Here is an 18,443-nt window from a genome sequence, read left to right as displayed (position 1 = left end):
TCCCAGATCGTGGGAAGCTAGTATCGCTTCGTGGGACAGTCTAGCGGGATCGGCGTGCTCGACAAGGCGGTGGGGGTTCTCCGTGCGACGGCGGAGGGCCCGTGTGGGCTGGCCGAGCTCTGTGAACGCACCGGCCTCCCCCGCGCGACGGCGCACCGGCTCGCCGTCGGGCTCGAGGCGCACGGGATGCTGCTGCGCACCCCCGACGGCCGGTGGCACCCCGGGCCGACGCTCGGCCAGCTCGCCGGCGGGCGGCCGGACCCGCTGCTCGACGCCGCGGCCGCCGTCCTCCCGCGGTTGCGCGACATCACCGGTGAGAGCGTCCAGCTCTACCGGCGCGACGGCGTCCACCGCATCTGCATCGCGCACGCCGAGCCGCCCTCCGGCCTGCGGGACACCGTGCCGGTCGGCTCCCGGCTCCCGATGACGGCCGGGTCCGGCGCGAAGGTGCTCGCCGCCTGGTGCGACACCCCGACCCAGCGCCACATCCTCTCCGAGGCCACGTTCTCCGACCGCGTGCTGGTCGACGTCCGCCGCCGCGGCTGGGCACAGAGCGTCGCCGAGCGCGAGGCCGGCGTCGCGTCGGTGTCCGCGCCGGTCCGCGACGCGACGGGCCAGGTCGTGGCCGCGGTGTCGGTGTCGGGACCGGTGGAGCGGATCGGCAGGCGCCCGGGGGTCCGGTGGGCGGCCGACCTGCTCGCCGCGGCCGACGCCCTGCAGCACCGGCTCGCCTGAGCCCCGGGGTCCTGGACCGGAAGGCGTCCCACTACCGTGTGGTGGTCCGGCACCTGGCCGGGCACCTGTGACGTGGAGTGCATTCCGGGGAGACGATGGGCTACCTGCTGGGCATCGACGTCGGCACGACCAGGACGGCGGCCGCGGTCATCCGCTCCGGCAGCCCCGGCCCGGAGATGGTCACCCTCGGTGACCACTCGGTCGACATCCCGTCCGTCGTGTACGCCGCCCCCGAAGGATCACTGCTGTTCGGCGAGGCCGCCGAGCGCCGCGCGCTGACCGAGCCGGACCGGGTGGCGCGGGAGTTCAAGCGCCGCATCGGCGACCCGACGCCGATCCCGCTGGGCGAGCAGGCCTTCACCGCCGAGCAGCTGTCCGCGCTGCTCGCCGGGCACGTCGTCGACATCGTGGCCCGGGTCGAGGGCGGGCCCGCCGAGCGGGTCGCCGTGACCCACCCCGCGTCCTGGGGCGCGCACAAGCGCGACCTCTTCGCCGGTGCACTGGCCCAGCGCGGCCTCGCCGTCACTTTCCTCACCGAGCCGCAGGCCGCCGCCCTGCACTACGCGACGAACGAGCGCGTGGAGGCGGGCGCGACGGTCGCCGTCTACGACCTGGGCGGCGGGACGTTCGACGCCGCCGTCGTCCGCAAGGAGGCCGCGGGGACCACCGACACCGGCGGGACGGTGATCGGCGGGACGCTGTTCACCCTGCTCGGCCGGCCCGAGGGCGTCGAGCAGCTCGGCGGTGCCGACTTCGACCAGGCCGTCGTCGACCACGTCCGCGACGCGGTGCCGCAGGCGTTCGAGGCGCTCGACGAGTCGGATCCCGACGTGCTGGCCCAGATGGCCCGGCTGCGGCGCGACTGCCGCGAGGCCAAGGAGGCGCTCTCGGCGGACACCGAGGTCTCGATCCCGGTCTGGCTGGGCGAGGTCCGGACGACGGTCCGCCTGCACCGCAGCGACTTCGAGGACCGCATCCGCCCCCGGCTCGACGAATCGGTCGACGCCCTGCAGCGGGCGATCGCGTCCGCGGGGCTGGCGGCGTCCGGGCCGTCGGTGGTGCTGCTCGTCGGCGGGTCGTCACGGGTGCCGCTGGTCGCCCAGCTGGTGTCGTCCGGCCTCGGCCGCCCCGTGCAGGTCGACGCCGACCCGAAGAACGCGATCGGCAAGGGCGCGGTCGTCGCGCTCGGCCCGGTGGACCCGGCGACGGCCGCGCCGTCGCCCGCCGGTCCCGACCTCCTCGCCGGAGCCGCCGGTGCAGCAGGTGCCGCCGGTGCCCTCGGCGCTCTCGGTGCGTCCGGCCCCCTCGGTGCGTCCGGCCCCCTCGGGCCTCCCGGCGCCGGTGCCGCCTCGCTCGCCGACGACCCCGGCCCGCTCCCGTGGGAGAGCAGCGAACCGCTGACGGACCGGATGCCCACCGGCGGTCCGGTCACGGCCGTGGACGGCGACCGGACCGCGTACCTCGACGGCGCGAACGCCGACCCGCCGACCGACCGGCTCCCGGTCGTCCCACCGCCGTACGGCGGGCACCCCGGCGCCGACCCGGGCACGGCGGTCTACGGCTACCCCGGCTCCTACGACGACGGCGAGACCACCGTCTCCCCCGAACCGGCCGGCGCGCCCCGGTCCCCCGCACTGCTGATCGGTGCGGGCGGTGTCGTGGCAGCGCTGGCGGTGCTGGGTGCGGTCTTCTTCTGGCCGCAGGACCGGACCGTCAGCAACGCGACCCCGGAACTGCCGGCGATGCCGACGACGACGGAGGCCCCGCCGACGACGACCGAGGAGCAGCCGACCACCCGGCAGCCGGAGCCGACCCGGGAACGCACGTCGACCCCCCGGACGACGTCGGAGGAGGTGGCACCGCCGCCGCCCCCGCCGCCCCCGGCACCGACGACGCAGGACCCGCCTCCGACCGATAACAGCCCGGAGCCGACCGATCCGCCGACCCCGACGACGGAGCCATCCGGCTCGATGACGATCCAACCGGTGCCCCGGCCGGAGCCCCGCTAGTCGCGAGCGCGCCGTCGCACGGCGGCCGGCCGGCGTGGCGAGGGCTTCCCCTCGCCCTCCACGGGCTCGAGGACGCCGACCGGGACCGCTACCTGTTCGCCGGTAGCCGGCACGGGCCACCGCCGCGCTCAGGGCGTGTCGAGCGCGCTGCGCAGATCGGCGAGCCAGTCGAGGTGCCTGCGGATCGCGTCCTGGCCGTCCGGCGTGAGCCGGAACCAGGTCCGGGGCCGACGCCCCACCGACCCCTTGCGCACCTCGAGGTAGCCGGCCTCCTCGAGCGTCCGGCTGTGCTTGGAGACCGCGGAGTCGCTGGCGCCCAGCATGTCGCGGGCGGTGGCGAAGTCGACCCACTCGGCGCCCTGCAGCAGCGCGCACAACGCGAGGCGGGGGCCGGTCTCGAAGATCGGTTCACGGCCCGCACGGTCACCGGGATCGGGTGTCGGGTCCTGCTCGACGTCGTCCCCGGTCACGGCCTGACCCGGCCCGCCTCGATGTCCCGCCGCATCGCCGACCGGGTCCTGACCTGTGCGACGAACACCCCCACCGCGACGACCGGGAGCACGAGCAACGCGATCGTCTGCTGCTCCTCACGGACCAGCAGGTTGATCACGATGAACCCGGCGAGCGCGATGGCGAGCCCGATCATCCAGCTCGGCCGGGCGCTGGGGTAGGCGCCGATCCGCTTGGGGAGGTGCACCCCCGACCGGCGGCGCCGGAGGACGGAGTAGACCGCCGAGGTGATACCGATCGCCGCGAGCGCCCACGACGTGTACGCCGGATCGAGGTTCAGCAGGTTCGACCAGATCGGGAGCCCGGCGATGAACACCAGGGCGACCCCGAGGAGCACCCAGTAGGCGACGGGGAACCCGGCGTGGGCCGCGATCCGTCGTCGTGCGTCGGCGACCTGGTCGAGCTCGGGCGTGTCGGACATCTGGGGACTCCTCATCTACATCGGCATCAACTTGCGATATGGAAAGCGTACGCGACTCGGGAAGTAGATGCCAGAGGCAGCCCGAGACGGCGTGCCGGTGGGGCACGCTGCACGAGGAGGAGGACACCGCGACCGACGACCGGGCCCCGGACACGACGAAGGCCCCTGCTCCGAGGAGCAGGGGCCTTCGACCAGAGTAGTCCCGACGGGATTTGAACCCGCGCTACCGCCTTGAGAGGGCGGCGTCCTAGGCCGCTAGACGACGGGACCGAGACGAGATGATTCCGATGTGCCAGAAACCGAGATGCCGAACGAGCGACAAACGGCTTCCGCTGGGGTACCAGGACTCGAACCTAGACTAACTGAACCAGAATCAGTCGTGCTGCCGATTACACCATACCCCATCGAAAATCGGAGCTCGGCCGCTCACTTGCTCGCGGCCGGGCCCCGATCTCCGTGATACGACTACTCTAAACCATGCCCTGGGAGCGCCTGACACCGGCCCCCAGCCGGGCGAGCGACCGCTCGCGGCCGAGCAGCTCCATGCTCTCGTAGAGCGGCGGCGACACGGTCCGCCCGCTGATCGCGACGCGCACGGGCGCGAACGCCTTCCGCGGCTTGAGTCCCAGCCCGTCGACGAGCGAGGTCTTCAGCGACTCCTCGATGACCGCGGCGTCCCACGCCTCCAGCGAGGAGAGCCCGGCGACGGCGGCCTCGAGGACCGGGGCGGCGTCGGCACCCAGGTTCTTGGTGGCGGCGTCCTCGTCGGGGGTGAAGGTGTCCTCGTCGCGGAACAGGAAGGCGAGCATCCGGGCCGCGTCCGAGAGCACCTGGCTGCGCTCCTGCACGAGCGGTGCGGCGGCGGCGAGGAGTTCCTGGTCGGCGCCGGTCACCTCGATCCCCTCGGCCGCGAGGTAGGGCACGACGCGGGCGGCGAAGTCGTCCGGGGCGAGCAGCCGCAGGTGCGCGGCGTTGATCGCCTCGGCCTTCTTGATGTCGAACCGGGCGGCGTTGCTCGACACCCGGGACACGTCGAAGGCCTCGGTCATCTCCTGCAACGAGAACACGTCCCGGTCCTCGGCGATCGACCAGCCGAGCAGGGCGAGGTAGTTGAGCAGGCCCTCGGGCACGAAACCGCGGTCGCGGTAGTGGAACAGGTTCGACTGCGGGTCGCGCTTGGAGAGCTTGCGGTTGCCCTCACCCGTCACCAGCGGCAGGTGCGCGTAGGTGAAGGGCCCGTGGCCGATGCCGACCCGCGCCAGCGCCTCCAGCAGGGCGATCTGCCGCGGCGTCGAGGCGAGCAGGTCCTCGCCGCGCAGCACGTGCGTGATCTCCATCAGCGCGTCGTCGACGGGGTTGGTCAGGGGGTACAGCGGAGTGCCGTCGCCGCGGGCGAGCACGAAGTCCGGCACCTGGCCGGCCCTGAAGGTGATCTCGCCACGGACGAGGTCGGTGAAGGTGATGTCGCGGTCGGGCATCCGCAGCCGGTAGACGGGCGTGCGGCCGTCGTCGCGGAACGCCTGCTTCTGCTCGTCGGTGAGGTCGCGGTCGGCGTTGTCGTAGCCGAGCTTCGGGTCGCGGCCTGCGGCGCGGTGGCGGGCCTCGATCTCCTCCCCGGAGGAGAACGACTCGTAGACCTCGCCGCCGTCGATCAGCCGGCGCAGCGCGTCGGCGTAGACCTCGGCGCGCTCGCTCTGCCGGTACGGCCCGTGCGGGCCGCCCCTCTCGACGCCCTCGTCCCAGTCCAGCCCGAGCCAGGTGAGCGCGTCGAGGAGGGCCTCGTAGGACTCGGTGGAGTCCCGCTGGGCATCGGTGTCCTCGATACGGAACACCAGCGAGCCGCCGTGGTGGCGGGCGTGCGCCCAGTTGAACAGGGCGGTGCGGATGAGACCGACGTGCGGGATTCCGGTCGGGGACGGCGAGAACCGCACCCGGACCTGGGCTGGAGTACTCATGGTGCCGTCAGCGTATCCACCCCCGCCGAGAGGGTGGTGCGGGAGGCGCCGGGATGCGTCAAGGTGATCGTGCCGGCGCACCGAGGCGCCGGCGGCGAAGGAGGTCGCGCATCGTGTACCAGCTCACCGTCCTGTACCACCACCCGGACGACCCGAAGGCGTTCGACGAGTACTACGACGGCACCCACACCCCGCTGGCCAAGGCGCTCCCGGGTCTGCAGCGACTGACCGTCAGCCGCCCGCAGCCGGGACCGGACGGCGCGCAGCCCGCCTACCACCTGGTCGCGACGCTGGAGTTCGCCGACCAGGCCGCGTTCGGCGCCGCGATGGGCAGCCCGGAGGGCGAGGCCGCCGTCGCCGACGTCGGGAAGTTCGCGACCGGCGGCGCCACGATGCTGACCGGGCCGTCCACGGCGCCGTAGGCGCTCGTGAGTGGTTATCGCGGTCAGGACCGCGATAACCACTCACGAGCTACGAAGTAGCCACCTCACGGCTGGACACCAGCGCGGCCAGCCGGTCACCGATGGACGACGTGTTGCCTGTCGCCGCGTGGTCCCGGGTGGCGAGGTCGAAGGCGACCGCGGCGTCGACCCGACGGGCCGAGTCGGGGTGTCCCAGGTGGTCGAGCAGCAGCGCGACCGACAGGACGGCGGCCGTCGGGTCCGCGATGCCCTGGCCCGCGATGTCCGGCGCGGAGCCGTGCACCGGCTCGAACATCGACGGGTTGGTCCGGCTCGCGTCGAGGTTGCCGCTGGCCGCGAGGCCGATCCCGCCGGTCACCGCGGCAGCGAGGTCGGTGAGGATGTCGCCGAACAGGTTGTCGGTGACGATCACGTCGTACCGGCCCGGGTCGGTGACCATGTGGATCGTGGTGGAGTCGACGTGCTGGTAGGCCACCGACACCTCGGGGTACTCCAGCGACACCTCCTCCACGATCCGCGACCAGAGCGCACCGGCGTAGGTCAGCACGTTGGTCTTGTGCACCAGGGTCAGGTGCCGGCGCGGGCGGCGCTGGGCGCGGGCGAACGCGTCGCGGACGACCCGCTCGATGCCGAACGCGGTGTTCTGGCTGACCTCGGTGGCGACCTCGTGCGGGGTGTCCTTCCGGAGCAGACCACCGGTGCCGACGTACGGCCCCTCGGTGCCCTCGCGCACGACCACCATGTCGATCTCGGCGTTGCCGGCCAGCGGGCTGCGGACACCGGGGTAGAGCCGCGCCGGGCGCAGGTTCACGTGGTGGTCCAGCTCGAAGCGCAGGCGCAGGAGCAGTCCGCGCTCCAGGATGCCGCTCGGGACCGACGGGTCACCGACCGCACCGAGCAGGATCGCGTCGTGCTGCTTGATCTCGGTCAGCACCGTCTCGGGGAGCAGCTCGCCCGTGGAGTGCCAGCGGGCGGCACCGAGGTCGTACTCGGTCGTCTCGACGTCGCGGGCGACCTCTCCGAGGACCTTCAGTGCCTCGTTGATCACTTCCGGGCCGATGCCGTCACCGGGGATGACCGCAAGGCGCATGACCTCGTCCTCTCGTCGTACTGCTGGCCGCACGCTACCGCCTGCCGACGCAGGGTCATCGTCCGGCCACCCGGTGGGGTGCGCACGGACGGGTGAACGATGAGCGGCCCGCGGTCGTCCGAGCGCCCGTACGCGGCCGATCCGGGGAACAGTGTCGCCAGTCACACCGGTCCACTGGCCGAGAAGGTCGCCTCCGGGTTCCCCCGTCCGGGTGGATCGCCCACGCGCCGGGCACGGGAAGAAGGCCGGATCCGACGGCGTTGCCCCGGCTGTGCCCACGCCCTCGGAGCCGCTCGACCGGCTCGGCTTCCTGACCATCGGCTCGTTCGACGGCGCGGACCCGCGCGCCGGGCACGAGACGACCCTCGAGATGATCGAGCTCGGCGAACGGCTGGGCTACGACAGCGCGTTCGTCCGGCACCGGCACCTCCAGTTCGGCATCTCCTCGCCCGTCGCGGTGCTGGCGGCGGCGACCCAGCGGACGTCGCGGATCGACCTCGGCACCGCGGTGATCCCGCTCGGCTGGGAGAACCCGCTGCGCCTCGCGGAGGACCTCGCCACCGTCGACGTGCTCTCCGGCGGACGGCTGAACCCCGGCATCAGCGTCGGCCCGCCCATGCAGTGGGAGCACGTCCGCGACGCGCTCTACCCGGACACCGCCGACGTCGAGGACTTCGGCCGCGAACGGGTCTCGCGGCTGCTGCGCCTCGTGCGGGGCGACGCGGCGAGCACGTTCTCGGGGACCGTCGGCATCGAGTCGTTCTCGGAGCGGGTGCAGCCGCACTCCCCCGGCCTGATCGACCGCGTCTGGTACGGCGCCGGCAGCGACAGCTCCGCGGCCTGGGCCGGCGAGCAGGGGCTGAACCTGCTGACCAGCAACGTCGTCCGCGCCCCCGGCGACGGCGACACCGACTTCGCCGCGATCCAGCAGCGGCAGATCCGCGCGTTCCGCGAGGCGAACCCCGCCGGCCGGGTGTCGCAGGGGCTCGTCGTCGTCCCGACCGACTCCGCGACACCCGAGCAGCGCGAGCGCTACGCCGCCTACGCGGAGCAGCGCAACGCCCGCGTCGGGATCCCGCAGGGCCCGGCCGGCCTGCTGTTCGCACGGGACCTGGTCGGGACGTCCGACGAGATCGCCGAGGGCCTCTACGCGCACGCCGCGTTCCGCGAGGTGCGCGAGGCGGTGTTCGCCCTGCCCTTCGGCTTCCCGCACGACGACTACCTGCAGATCGTCACCGACATCGCGACGAAGCTGGGGCCGGCGCTGGGCTGGTCGCCCGCGTCCTGATCCGGGGCGGCCCGTCACCGGCCGGCCCATGGGACCTGCGGAATCGCTTCCTGGGGAAGCGATTCCGTAGGAGGACCACCGGCCCGCGGAACCGGCCGGCCCCGACGAGTGCGGAACCGGCCGGTCGGCCGCGCAGAGCTCGGTCGTCGAAGGAGATCAGTCGTCGAAGGAGATCAGCCGGATCGTCCGCGCGCCGACCGAGGCGCCGATCGGCTCCAGCACCGCCGGGTCGATGTGCCGGTCCACCCGCAGCAGCATGAGCGCGTCGGTGCCCTCGGTGGTCTGCGAGATCTGCGCCGCCTCGATGTTCACCGCGGCCTCGCCCAGCAACGAGCCGACCCGGCCCATCACGCCCGGCCGGTCGGTGTACTCGAGCAGGACGACCTCGCCCTCGGCCCGCAGGTCGAAGTGCCGCCCGTTGATCTCGACCAGCTTCTGCACCTCGGCGCGGCCGGTGAGGGTCCCGGACACGGTGATCGACTCGCCGTCCGGCATGGCCCCGCGCAGCTGCACGACGCTGCGGTGGTTGGCGCTCTCCGGGGTGGTGGCCAGGTCGACCGAGACCCCGCGGTCCTCGGCGAGCCGCGGCACGTTGACGAACGTGACCTGGTCCTCGACGACGTGGGTGAACACCCCGCGCAGCGCGGCCAGCGACAGCACCGAGACGTCCTCACCGGCGAGCTCGCCCGCGATGTCGACGGTCACCGAGCTCGGCGTCCGCCCGGCGACGGCGTGCAGCGTCGTCCCCAGCTTCTGCACCAGCGGCAGCCACGGCCGGACCTCCTCGCCGACGGCGCCGTGGACCTGCACGTTCACCGCGTCCGGCACGAACTCGCCGGCCAGCGCCAGCTGCACCGAGCGCGCGACGTCGGTGCCCGCCCGGTCCTGGGCCTCCGCGGTGGAGGCGCCCAGGTGCGGGGTGACGACGACGTTCTCCAGCTCGAACAGCGGGCTCGCGGTCGTCGGCTCGGTGACGTAGACGTCGACCCCGGCCCCGCCGACGTGCCCGGAGCGCACGGCCTCGGCCAGCGCGTCCTCGTCGATCAGCCCGCCGCGGGCGGCGTTCACGATCAGCACGCCCGGCTTGGTGATCGCGAGCTGGTCCTTGCCGATGAGCCCCAGCGTCTCCGGGGTCTTCGGCAGGTGCACCGTGATCATGTCGGCGGTGCGGAGCAGCTCGTCGAGCTCCAGCAGCTCGATGCCGAGCTGGGCGGCGCGGGACGGCGAGATGTAGGGGTCGTAGGCGACCAGCTTCATCCCGAAGGCGGCCAGCCGCTGCGCGACCAGCTGCCCGATCTTGCCGAGCCCGACGATGCCCGCGGTCTTGCCGTTCAGTTCCACCCCGCCGTACGACGACCGCTTCCACTGCCCCTGCCGCAGCGACGCGTCCGCCGCGGGGACGTGCCGGGCCGCCGACAGCAGCAGCGCGATCGCGTGCTCGGCGGCGGAGACGATGTTGGAGGTCGGCGCGTTCACGACCATGACGCCGCGCGAGGTCGCGGCGTCGACGTCGACGTTGTCCAGGCCGACACCGGCGCGGGCGACGACCTTGAGCCGGGTCGAGGCCGCGAGCGCCTCGGCGTCGACCTGGGTCGCGGACCGGACCAGCAGCGCGTCCGCGTCGGCGATCTCCTTCAGCAGCGCCGGGCGGTCGGTGCCGTCGACGTGGCGGATCTCGACGCCGTCGCCCAGGAGCTCGACCGCGGAGGGCGCGAGCTTCTCGGCGAGCAGGACGACGGGACGGGGGTGAGTGGCGACGGTGCTCACGGTGTGAAGGTGCTCCCGGGGTCGGGTGGTGGTCGTACGTTGCGTCGGGCCACGGCCATCCTAGGGCCGGGACGGCCCGGCGCGGTGCCGACGTGAGCCGCGAGACCCCCTCGGGAGCCCCGGTCGCCCGCCCGGCCCCGGACGCGCGAAACCCCCGCCCGGTGTCGCCGGTACGGGGGTTCCACGTCGCCTGGTCCGGATGGGTGCGTCCGGACCCGGGCATCCGCGGGCCGTCTGGGGCCCGCGGGGTTCATCCTGCCGGACGCGTCCGGCAGTCGATCACCTGGCCTGGCTCACTTGGCCTTCTCGCCGACCCAGCTCATCAGGCCGCGCAGCTTCTCGCCGACCTGCTCGATCGGGTGCTCCTGGCCCTGCTGCTGCAGCTTGGTGAAGTTCGGACGGCCGTTCTCGTCCTCGGCCACCCACTCCCGCGCGAAGGTCCCGTCCTGGACCTCCTTGAGGATGGCCTGCATGTTCTTCTTCACCTCGGGCGTGATCACGCGCGGGCCGCGGGTGAGGTCGCCGTACTCCGCGGTGTCGGAGATGGAGAAGCGCTCGTTGGCGATGCCGCCCTCGTACATGAGGTCGACGATCAGCTTGAGCTCGTGGAGGCACTCGAAGTAGGCGATCTCCGGGGCGTAGCCGGCCTCGGTGAGCACCTCGAACCCGGTCTGGACCAGGGCAGCGGCACCACCGCAGAGGACGGCCTGCTCACCGAACAGGTCGGTCTCGGTCTCCTCCTTGAAGGTCGTCTCGATGACGCCCGCGCGGGCGCCGCCGATCCCGGCCGCGTAGGAGAGGGCGAGCGCCTTGGCGTTGCCCGACGGGTCCTGCTCGACGGCGATCAGGGCCGGGACGCCCTTGCCGTCGACGAACTGGCGGCGGACCAGGTGGCCCGGGCCCTTCGGCGCGACCATCGCGACGTCGACGTCCGCCGGGGGCTTGATCAGCTCGTAGCGGATGTTGAAACCGTGGCCGAAGAACAGCGCGTCGCCGGCCTTCAGGTTCGGCTCGATGTCCTGGGTGTAGATGGAGCGCTGCTTGGTGTCCGGCGCCAGGACCATGATCAGGTCGGCCCAGGCGGAGACCTCGGCCGGCGTGCCGACCTCGAGGCCCTCGTCGGCGGCCTTCTGCCGGGACTTCGAGCCCTCCGGCAGACCGATCTTCACCTCGACCCCGGAGTCGCGCAGGGACAGCGAGTGCGCGTGCCCCTGGGAGCCGTAGCCGATCACGGCGACCTTGCGGCCCTGGATGATCGACAGGTCGGCGTCGGCGTCGTAGTAGATGTTGACACTCATGGCTCTGGGACGATTCCTCTCGGAGGTTGTGTAGCGACGTCTGTCTAACGGACGGCCGCGGCGGTGATGGAGCGGGGGCCGCGCCCGACCGCGACCATTCCCGACTTGACCATCTCGCGGATGCCGTAGGGCTCGAGCATCCGCAGCAGGGCGGCGAGCTTGTCGGCGGTGCCGGTGGCCTCGACCGTGACGGCCTCCGGGGAGACGTCGACGACCTTGGCCCGGAACAGCTGCACCGTCTCCAGGACCTGGCTGCGCACGGTGGCGTCGGCCCGGACCTTGACCAGCAACAGCTCGCGCTGGACCGAGGCACCCGGCTCCAGCTCGACGATCTTGATCACGTGCACGAGCTTGTTCAGCTGCTTGGTGACCTGCTCCATCGGGAGCTCGTCGACCTCGACGACGATCGTCATGCGGGAGACGTCGGGGTGCTCGGTCGGCCCGACCGCCAGCGAGTTGATGTTGAACCCGCGGCGGGAGAACAGGCCCGACACCCGGGCGAGGACACCCGGCTTGTCCTCGACCAGGACCGAGAGGGTGTGCAGCTCGCTCACTTCTCGCCCTCCAGGGCCTGCTCGGTGACGTCGGCGACCTCGTCGACCGAGGCGGCCAGGTCGTCGTTGTCGAACTCGGGCCGGATGTCACGGGCGACCTTGATCTCGTCGTTGCTGGTGCCCGCGGCGACCATCGGCCAGACCTGCGCGTCGGCGCCGACGACGAACTCGACGACGACCGGCCGGTCGTTGATCTCCATGGCCTGCTTGATCACCCGGTCGACGTCCTCCTTCGACTCGACCCGCAGGCCCGCGCAGCCCATCGCCTCGGCCAGCATCGGGAAGTCCGGGATGCGGAGCTTGTGGGTCTTGAGGTCGGTGTTGGAGTACCGCTCGCCGTAGAACAGGTTCTGCCACTGGCGGACCATGCCGAGGTTGCCGTTGTTGATCACGGCGACCTTGATCGGGATGCCCTCGATCGCGCAGGTGGCGAGCTCCTGGTTGGTCATCTGGAAGCAGCCGTCGCCGTCGATGCACCAGACGACGGTCTCCGGCTCGCCGACCTTGGCGCCCATCGCGGCCGGGACGGCGTAGCCCATCGTCCCGAGCCCGCCGGAGTTCAGCCAGGTACGCGGCTTCTCGTAGCGGACGAACTGGGCCGCCCACATCTGGTGCTGCCCGACACCGGCGGCGTAGATCGCGTCCGGACCGGCGATGGCGCCGATCCGCTCGATCACGTACTCCGGCGACAGCGAGCCGTCGGCCGGCTCGGTCCAGCCCAGCGGGTACCGGTCGCGCAGCCCGCCGACCTGCTTCCACCAGCCCGACAGGTCCGGCTCGCCGTGCTCGGCGCGGTCGGCCCGGACCGCGTCGATCAGCTCGGCGAGGACCTCCTTGCAGTCTCCGACGATCGGCACGTCGGCGCGCCGGTTCTTGGAGATCTCGGCCGGGTCGATGTCGGCGTGGACGACCTTCGCGTCCGGGGCGAAGCTCTCCAGCTTGCCGGTGACGCGGTCGTCGAACCGCGACCCGAGCGCGACCAGCAGGTCGGAGCGCTGCATGGCGGCCACCGCCGCGACCGTGCCGTGCATGCCCGGCATGCCCAGGTGCTGCGGGTGGCTGTCCGGGAAGACCCCGCGCGCCATCAGCGTGGTGACGACGGGCGCCCCGGTCAGCTCGGCCAGCTCGCGCAGCTCCTCCGCGGCCTCGGCCTTGAGGACGCCGCCGCCGACGTAGAGCACCGGCTTGCGGGACTCGCGGATCAGCCGCGCGGCCTCGCGGATCTGCTTGCCGTGCGGCCGGGTCGTCGGCCGGTAGCCGGGCAGCTGCAGCTCCGGGGGCCAGGAGAACGTGGTCTGCTCCTGCAGCACGTCCTTCGGGATGTCCACCAGGACCGGGCCGGGCCGGCCGGTGGACGCCAGGTGGAAGGCCTCGGCGATCGCGCGCGGGATCTCCGTCGCCTCGGTCACCAGCATGTTGTGCTTGGTCACCGGCAGGGTGATGCCGGTGATGTCGGCCTCCTGGAAGGCATCGGTGCCGATCAGCCCCCGGGTCTGCTGACCCGTGATGGCCACCAGCGGCACCGAGTCCATGTGGGCGTCGGCGATCGGGGTGACCAGGTTGGTGGCTCCCGGACCGGACGTCGCCATGCAGACCCCGACCTTGCCGGTGGCCTGCGCGTACCCGGTGGCGGCGTGCCCGGCGCCCTGCTCGTGCCGGACGAGGATGTGCCGCACCTTCGTCGAGTCCAGCAGCGGGTCGTACGCCGGCAGGATCGTCCCGCCGGGCAGTCCGAAGACCACCTCGCAGCCGATCTCCTCGAGCGAGCGCACCAGGGACTGCGCCCCGGTCATGGGCTCGTCGACGACGTGCGGGCCGGGCACCGTGGTGTCCGGGACGCCGCTGCGGGACGACTCGGTCCGCGGCGCCGTGGACCGGCCGGGCGGCGGGCCCGGCTTCGGGCCGGCGGAGCCGGACTTCGAGGGGGCGGTGGTCATCGGGGTCTGCCTCGCTGGAGATCGTGTCGATCAGATGCCGGACATGAAACCGTGCTGGACATGAAAAAACCCCCGCCGCCCGGTGCTCCGGGCTGGTGCGAGGGTGAGCGCGTCGTCGTTCGAGTAGGTCGAACTCAGGCGGCGACGCGCCCGGGAAGTACGAGAATTCGAACGGCGAACATGCCGACGACGCTAACACGCGTCCCACGCGCGGAGTCAATCGGCCGCACCCCTTCCGGTGGGGATCGTCCGTCCGGCGGTGTCACACTGGGGTCGTGAGCAGCACCGATGATCGCGAGGCCGGCACGACCGCCCAGGCGGAGGACCTCGCTCCTGTCGCCACCGGTTCCCAGGATGTGGACGGCGCGGTCGTGCCGACACCGAAGGTCCGGGCCGAGGGGCACCAGGTCCGCGAGGGCGCGCGGGCGCTGGTCTTCACGCCGTCCCGGCTGACGATCTTCGTCGTCCTGGTGACCGTGGTCGGCGCGCTCCCGCTGCTGTTCAGCGTCCCGTACTTCTGGCTGGCACTGCTCGTGCCCATCGCGATCATCGGCCGCGTGCTGTGGGTGCGGACGACGGTCGATCCCGACTCGCTTCGGGTGCGGAGCCTCCGGGGCTCGCGCACCGTGCGGTGGGACGACGTGCGCGGGCTGAGCCTGGCGCGGCGCTCCTCGGTGACCGCTCTGCTCGCCGACGACACCGAGCTCGTCCTGCCGTCGGTGCGCGTCCGCGACCTGCCGGCGCTGGCACTGGCCAGCGGCGGCCGGATCACCGACCCCGTCGGGGACTGACGCCCGCTCAGCTGCGGTGGCAGTACGAGTCGGACGACGCGTCCCCGCCCTGCAGCCGGACCTGGTGCACCCGCAGGCCGCGGAACTCGTCGCCGTGCGGGAAGAAGGCGGTGTCGACGGACAGCCCGCCGGCCGGGCCGGCGTCCAGCTTGGCCATCCAGGCGCCGACCCCGTCGGGGTAGAACTGGTCGTCCAGCGCGCCGTAGAGCGAGTTCGTGAAGTAGACCCGCCGCCCGTCCCGGCTGACCTCCACCATCTGCGGGCCCCCGGCCAGCGGCAGCTCCGGACGGGCCGGGTGCGGGGTGCGTTCCACGATCCCGCCGAGGCGCACCGATCCGGTCTCGCGCGGGCGCGCGGGGTCGGACACGTCGAACTGCTTCAGCTCCCCGGTGCCCCAGCAGGACACGTACAGGAAGCGGTCGTCGACCGAGAGGTCGATGTCGGTCACGATCGGCGGCACGGCGCCGAACGGCTGCAACGCGGGCGGCAGCTGCTCCGTGGCCGCCGGCTCGGCGGGGATCGTGATGACCTTCTCCGCCTTCCACTCCCCCGCGGCCTCGTCGAGGTACCAGCGCCACACCGAGCCGGACAGGTCCTCGGTGGAGATCACCACACCGACGAAGCCCCAGGTCGCCTCCGGATCGTGCGACGGCCGGACCTCCAGGGCCATCTGCTGCCGGGCCCCCAGGTCGACGCGCTGGAGGTGCCGGCCCTCGGCCAGGTCCCAGAAGTGGATCGCGTGCCCGTAGGCGTTGCTCAGCAGCAGCTCCGGCTGCAGCCCGTCCTCGATCATCGACGGGCTCCCCCACTCGCTGGAGATCAGCACGTTGCGGTTGAGGTGCCACCAGGCGTCGTAGTGGAAGTGCTGCGGGCCGCGGTCGGTCTCCCATGCCCGCAGCACCTCGAACGTGTCGTGGTCGAGCAGCGCGATGCCGCCCGGGCCGTCGTCGTCGCCCTCGTCACCGCCCAGGCACGTCATGAAGACACCGTCCGGACCGCAGTGCAGGGTGTGCGGACGGGAGTACCCGGCCCGCTCGGACAGCTCCTTCGCGCCGACCGTGCGCACCAGCCGCGGCGCCCGCGGGTCCGGCTCGGTGTCCAGGACGTGGACGTCCGACGACCGCAGGCCCGGCACCAGCAGGTAACGGCGGGCGAGCCCGTCCGTCCCGTGGCCCTCGTGCGCCAGCGCGCTGGAGCAGGCGTTCCACCCGAAGTGGTGCAGCTCGCCGCCGCCGGGCACCGGCGTCCAGCCGACCACCCGCCCGTAGCTCGACGAGCCGGGGGCGACGTCGACGACGACCATCGCGTCGTCGCGCTGCCCGGACCGGTCGAACGCGGCCACGTAGGCGAGCTGCTCGGGCGGTGCGGCAGCGGCCTCGGCCGCGGAGCGGTAGAAGGTCGGGTCCGTGGTCGGAGTGCTCATCGGAGGGTCCTCGCTGTTCGACGGTGAACGGTGCGCGGCGACTCCCCGGATCGCCCGGCGGCGACGACCGGGCACTCCTGGATAGCCCTGGTGGCGTGGCGGTCGCAATCGACCGGGCGGGGCTGCCGCGCCGGGCGTTCGGCGGAGCGGGCGCCACCCGTCGACCAGGTCACCCGTGCCACCGGGACGCGGCCACGGAGCGTACGGTTGGGCGCGACCGGCACGCGACGAGCCGCCCGGGCGCCGACCCGCCCCGCGCCGCCGCGCACCGGCCCGGGGCCGGCCGCCCACCACCACCGCGACGCGCCCACCCGGACCGTGCAGCACGCATCCGTCCCGGTGCCCGCCGCCCGGGCGCCGTACCGACCGAGCCTGGAGAACAGAGCCGATGCCCGCCCTGCGTTCCCGCGTCACCACCCACGGCCGCAACGCCGCCGGAGCGCGTTCGCTCTGGCGCGCCACCGGCATGGGGGACGACGACTTCGGCAAGCCGATCGTCGCGATCGCCAACTCCTACACCCAGTTCGTGCCCGGACACGTGCACCTCAAGGACATGGGTGACCTCGTGGCAGGCGCGGTGAAGGAGGCCGGCGGCATCGCGCGGGAGTTCAACACGATCGCCGTCGACGACGGCATCGCCATGGGCCACGGCGGGATGCTCTACTCGCTGCCCTCGCGCGAGCTGATCGCCGACGCCGTCGAGTACATGGTCAACGGGCACGCCGCCGACGCGCTGGTCTGCATCTCCAACTGCGACAAGATCACCCCGGGGATGCTGAACGCCGCGATGCGGCTGAACATCCCGACCGTCTTCGTCTCCGGCGGTCCGATGGAGGCCGGGAAGGCTGTCGTCGTCGGCGGGGTCGCGCAGGCGCCCACCGACCTGATCACCGCGATCTCGGCGTCGGCGTCGTCCGAGGTGGACGACGCCGGCCTGTCCGAGGTGGAGCGGTCGGCCTGCCCGACCTGCGGCTCCTGCTCGGGGATGTTCACCGCGAACTCGATGAACTGCCTCACCGAGGCGCTCGGGCTGTCGCTGCCGGGCAACGGCTCCACACTGGCCACCCACGCCGCCCGCCGCGAGCTGTTCCTGAACGCCGGCCGGACCGTGATGGACCTGGCGACCCGCTGGTACCGCGACGACGACGCGACGGCCCTGCCGCGCAACATCGCGACCCGCGAGGCGTTCGAGAACGCGATGGCACTCGACGTCGCCATGGGCGGTTCGACCAACACCGTGCTGCACATCCTCGCCGCGGCGCAGGAGGGCGAGATCGAGTTCACGCTCGCCGACATCGACGCGATCTCCCGCCGGGTGCCGTGCCTGAGCAAGGTGGCGCCGAACTCGGACTACCACATGGAGGACGTCCACCGGGCCGGCGGCATCCCCGCGCTGCTGGGCGAGCTGTGGCGGGCCGGGCTGCTGAACGAGGATGTGCACACCGCGCACTCGCCGTCGCTGCAGCAGTGGTTGACCGAGTGGGACGTCCGTTCCGGCTCGCCGTCGGAGACGGCCGTCGAGCTGTACCACGCCGCGCCGGGCGGGGTCCGGACCACCGAGGCGTTCTCGACCGAGAACCGCTGGTCGTCGCTGGACACCGACGCCGCGGGCGGGTGCATCCGGGACCTCGAGCACGCCTACACCCCGGACGGAGGTCTCGCCGTGCTGCGCGGGAACCTCTCCGAGGACGGCGCGGTCATCAAGACCGCGGGCATCCCGGAGGACATCTGGCAGTTCGAGGGCCCGGCCGTGGTCCTGGAGAGCCAGGAGGAGGCGGTCTCGGCGATCCTGAAGAAGGAGATCAAGGCCGGGGACGTGCTGGTCATCCGGTACGAGGGCCCCTCGGGCGGCCCGGGCATGCAGGAGATGCTGCACCCGACCGCGTTCCTCAAGGGCGCCGGTCTCGGGAAGACCTGCGCGCTGATCACCGACGGCCGGTTCTCCGGCGGGTCGTCCGGCATCTCGGTCGGACACGTCTCCCCCGAGGCAGCGGCCGGCGGGACGATCGGCCTGGTGGAGAACGGCGACCGGGTCCGGCTGGACGTCCGCGCCCGCTCGCTGGAACTGCTCGTCGACCCGGAGGTGCTGGCCGACCGGCGCGGCAAGATGGAGTCGAGCGAGCGGCCGTGGCAGCCGAAGGACCGGCAGCGTCCGGTGAGCCGGGCCCTGCAGGCCTATGCCCACCTGGCGACGAGCGCCGACACCGGCGCCGTCCGCCGCATCCCCTGACCCGCCGATCCTG

At 72.7% G+C, this 18,443-nt stretch carries 15 protein-coding genes and 2 tRNA genes; 6 read left to right on the top strand and 11 right to left on the bottom strand.

Annotated features, from left to right (window positions below; all coding sequences use genetic code 11):
* Positions 1–30: 30 nt before the first annotated feature.
* On the top strand, positions 31–735 hold the full coding sequence (locus AD017_RS19505; RefSeq protein ID WP_050802284.1) for an IclR family transcriptional regulator: 705 nt from the start codon (positions 31–33) through the stop codon (positions 733–735).
* A gap of 95 nt (positions 736–830) precedes the next feature.
* The gene (locus tag AD017_RS19500) at positions 831–2,744 is read left to right on the top strand and encodes an Hsp70 family protein (RefSeq protein ID WP_060575044.1); all 1,914 of its coding nucleotides are present in this window, start codon (positions 831–833) and stop codon (positions 2,742–2,744) included.
* Positions 2,745–2,872: 128 nt separating this feature from the next.
* On the opposite strand, the gene AD017_RS19495 is transcribed toward AD017_RS19500, so the two are convergent.
* The 5 genes from AD017_RS19495 to gltX all read right to left on the bottom strand — a co-directional run bounded on the left by AD017_RS19495 (position 2,873) and on the right by gltX (position 5,630).
* The gene (locus tag AD017_RS19495; RefSeq protein WP_060575043.1) at positions 2,873–3,214 is read right to left on the bottom strand and encodes a transcriptional regulator; all 342 of its coding nucleotides are present in this window, start codon (positions 3,212–3,214) and stop codon (positions 2,873–2,875) included.
* Positions 3,211–3,675: a hypothetical protein gene (locus tag AD017_RS19490; protein WP_060575042.1), complete on the bottom strand. Its 465-nt coding sequence runs from the start codon at positions 3,673–3,675 to the stop codon at positions 3,211–3,213. Before AD017_RS19490 ends, AD017_RS19495 begins: the two co-directional genes overlap by 4 nt.
* Positions 3,676–3,872: 197 nt before the next feature.
* Positions 3,873–3,945: transfer RNA gene (locus tag AD017_RS19485), tRNA-Glu, on the bottom strand.
* Positions 3,946–4,007: 62 nt separating this feature from the next.
* Positions 4,008–4,079 (bottom strand) — tRNA-Gln (locus AD017_RS19480).
* A 66-nt stretch (positions 4,080–4,145) separates the two neighbouring features.
* The gene (gene gltX / locus AD017_RS19475; protein WP_060575041.1) at positions 4,146–5,630 is read right to left on the bottom strand and encodes a glutamate--tRNA ligase; all 1,485 of its coding nucleotides are present in this window, start codon (positions 5,628–5,630) and stop codon (positions 4,146–4,148) included.
* 113 nt (positions 5,631–5,743) lie between these two features.
* Between gltX and AD017_RS19470 the strand changes: the two genes are divergently transcribed.
* Entirely contained in the window at positions 5,744–6,052 is a 309-nt protein-coding gene (locus tag AD017_RS19470) for an EthD family reductase (protein WP_010243597.1), read from the top strand.
* A 49-nt stretch (positions 6,053–6,101) separates the two neighbouring features.
* Here AD017_RS19470 and AD017_RS19465 read toward each other — a convergent pair whose 3' ends face one another.
* Entirely contained in the window at positions 6,102–7,142 is a 1,041-nt protein-coding gene (locus tag AD017_RS19465; RefSeq protein ID WP_060575040.1) for a 3-isopropylmalate dehydrogenase, read from the bottom strand.
* 271 nt (positions 7,143–7,413) lie between these two features.
* On the opposite strand from AD017_RS19465, the gene AD017_RS19460 reads away from it, so the two are divergent.
* Entirely contained in the window at positions 7,414–8,430 is a 1,017-nt protein-coding gene (locus AD017_RS19460; RefSeq protein WP_010244168.1) for an LLM class flavin-dependent oxidoreductase, read from the top strand.
* A 156-nt stretch (positions 8,431–8,586) separates the two neighbouring features.
* Here AD017_RS19460 and serA read toward each other — a convergent pair whose 3' ends face one another.
* From serA to AD017_RS19440, 4 genes are all read right to left on the bottom strand, one after another.
* A complete protein-coding gene (gene serA, locus AD017_RS19455; protein WP_010244171.1) occupies positions 8,587–10,197 on the bottom strand; it encodes a phosphoglycerate dehydrogenase in 1,611 nt (536 codons plus the stop codon).
* A gap of 293 nt (positions 10,198–10,490) precedes the next feature.
* Positions 10,491–11,495, bottom strand: a complete 1,005-nt coding sequence (gene ilvC / locus AD017_RS19450) for a ketol-acid reductoisomerase (RefSeq protein ID WP_010244175.1) — start codon at positions 11,493–11,495, stop codon at positions 10,491–10,493.
* Between the two features lie 44 nt (positions 11,496–11,539).
* Positions 11,540–12,049, bottom strand: coding sequence for an acetolactate synthase small subunit (gene ilvN, locus AD017_RS19445; protein WP_010244179.1), 510 nt, complete (start codon positions 12,047–12,049; stop codon positions 11,540–11,542).
* Positions 12,046–13,842, bottom strand: a complete 1,797-nt coding sequence (locus tag AD017_RS19440) for an acetolactate synthase large subunit (RefSeq protein WP_060576488.1) — start codon at positions 13,840–13,842, stop codon at positions 12,046–12,048. The genes ilvN and AD017_RS19440 overlap by 4 nt, the downstream gene beginning before the upstream one ends.
* Positions 13,843–14,261: 419 nt before the next feature.
* On the opposite strand from AD017_RS19440, the gene AD017_RS19435 reads away from it, so the two are divergent.
* The gene (locus AD017_RS19435) at positions 14,262–14,777 is read left to right on the top strand and encodes a PH domain-containing protein (RefSeq protein ID WP_010244184.1); all 516 of its coding nucleotides are present in this window, start codon (positions 14,262–14,264) and stop codon (positions 14,775–14,777) included.
* Between the two features lie 7 nt (positions 14,778–14,784).
* On the opposite strand, the gene AD017_RS19430 is transcribed toward AD017_RS19435, so the two are convergent.
* A complete protein-coding gene (locus tag AD017_RS19430) occupies positions 14,785–16,200 on the bottom strand; it encodes a selenium-binding protein SBP56-related protein (RefSeq protein WP_060575039.1) in 1,416 nt (471 codons plus the stop codon).
* A 388-nt stretch (positions 16,201–16,588) separates the two neighbouring features.
* On the opposite strand from AD017_RS19430, the gene ilvD reads away from it, so the two are divergent.
* Positions 16,589–18,430, top strand: coding sequence for a dihydroxy-acid dehydratase (gene ilvD / locus AD017_RS19425; protein WP_060575038.1), 1,842 nt, complete (start codon positions 16,589–16,591; stop codon positions 18,428–18,430).
* Positions 18,431–18,443 lie beyond the last annotated feature (13 nt).

This window comes from Pseudonocardia sp. EC080619-01 (assembly GCF_001420995.1).
GTDB lineage: Bacteria > Actinomycetota > Actinomycetes > Mycobacteriales > Pseudonocardiaceae > Pseudonocardia.
Note: the sequence above shows the minus strand (reverse complement) of the source record. Positions and strands in the feature narration are given on the sequence as shown.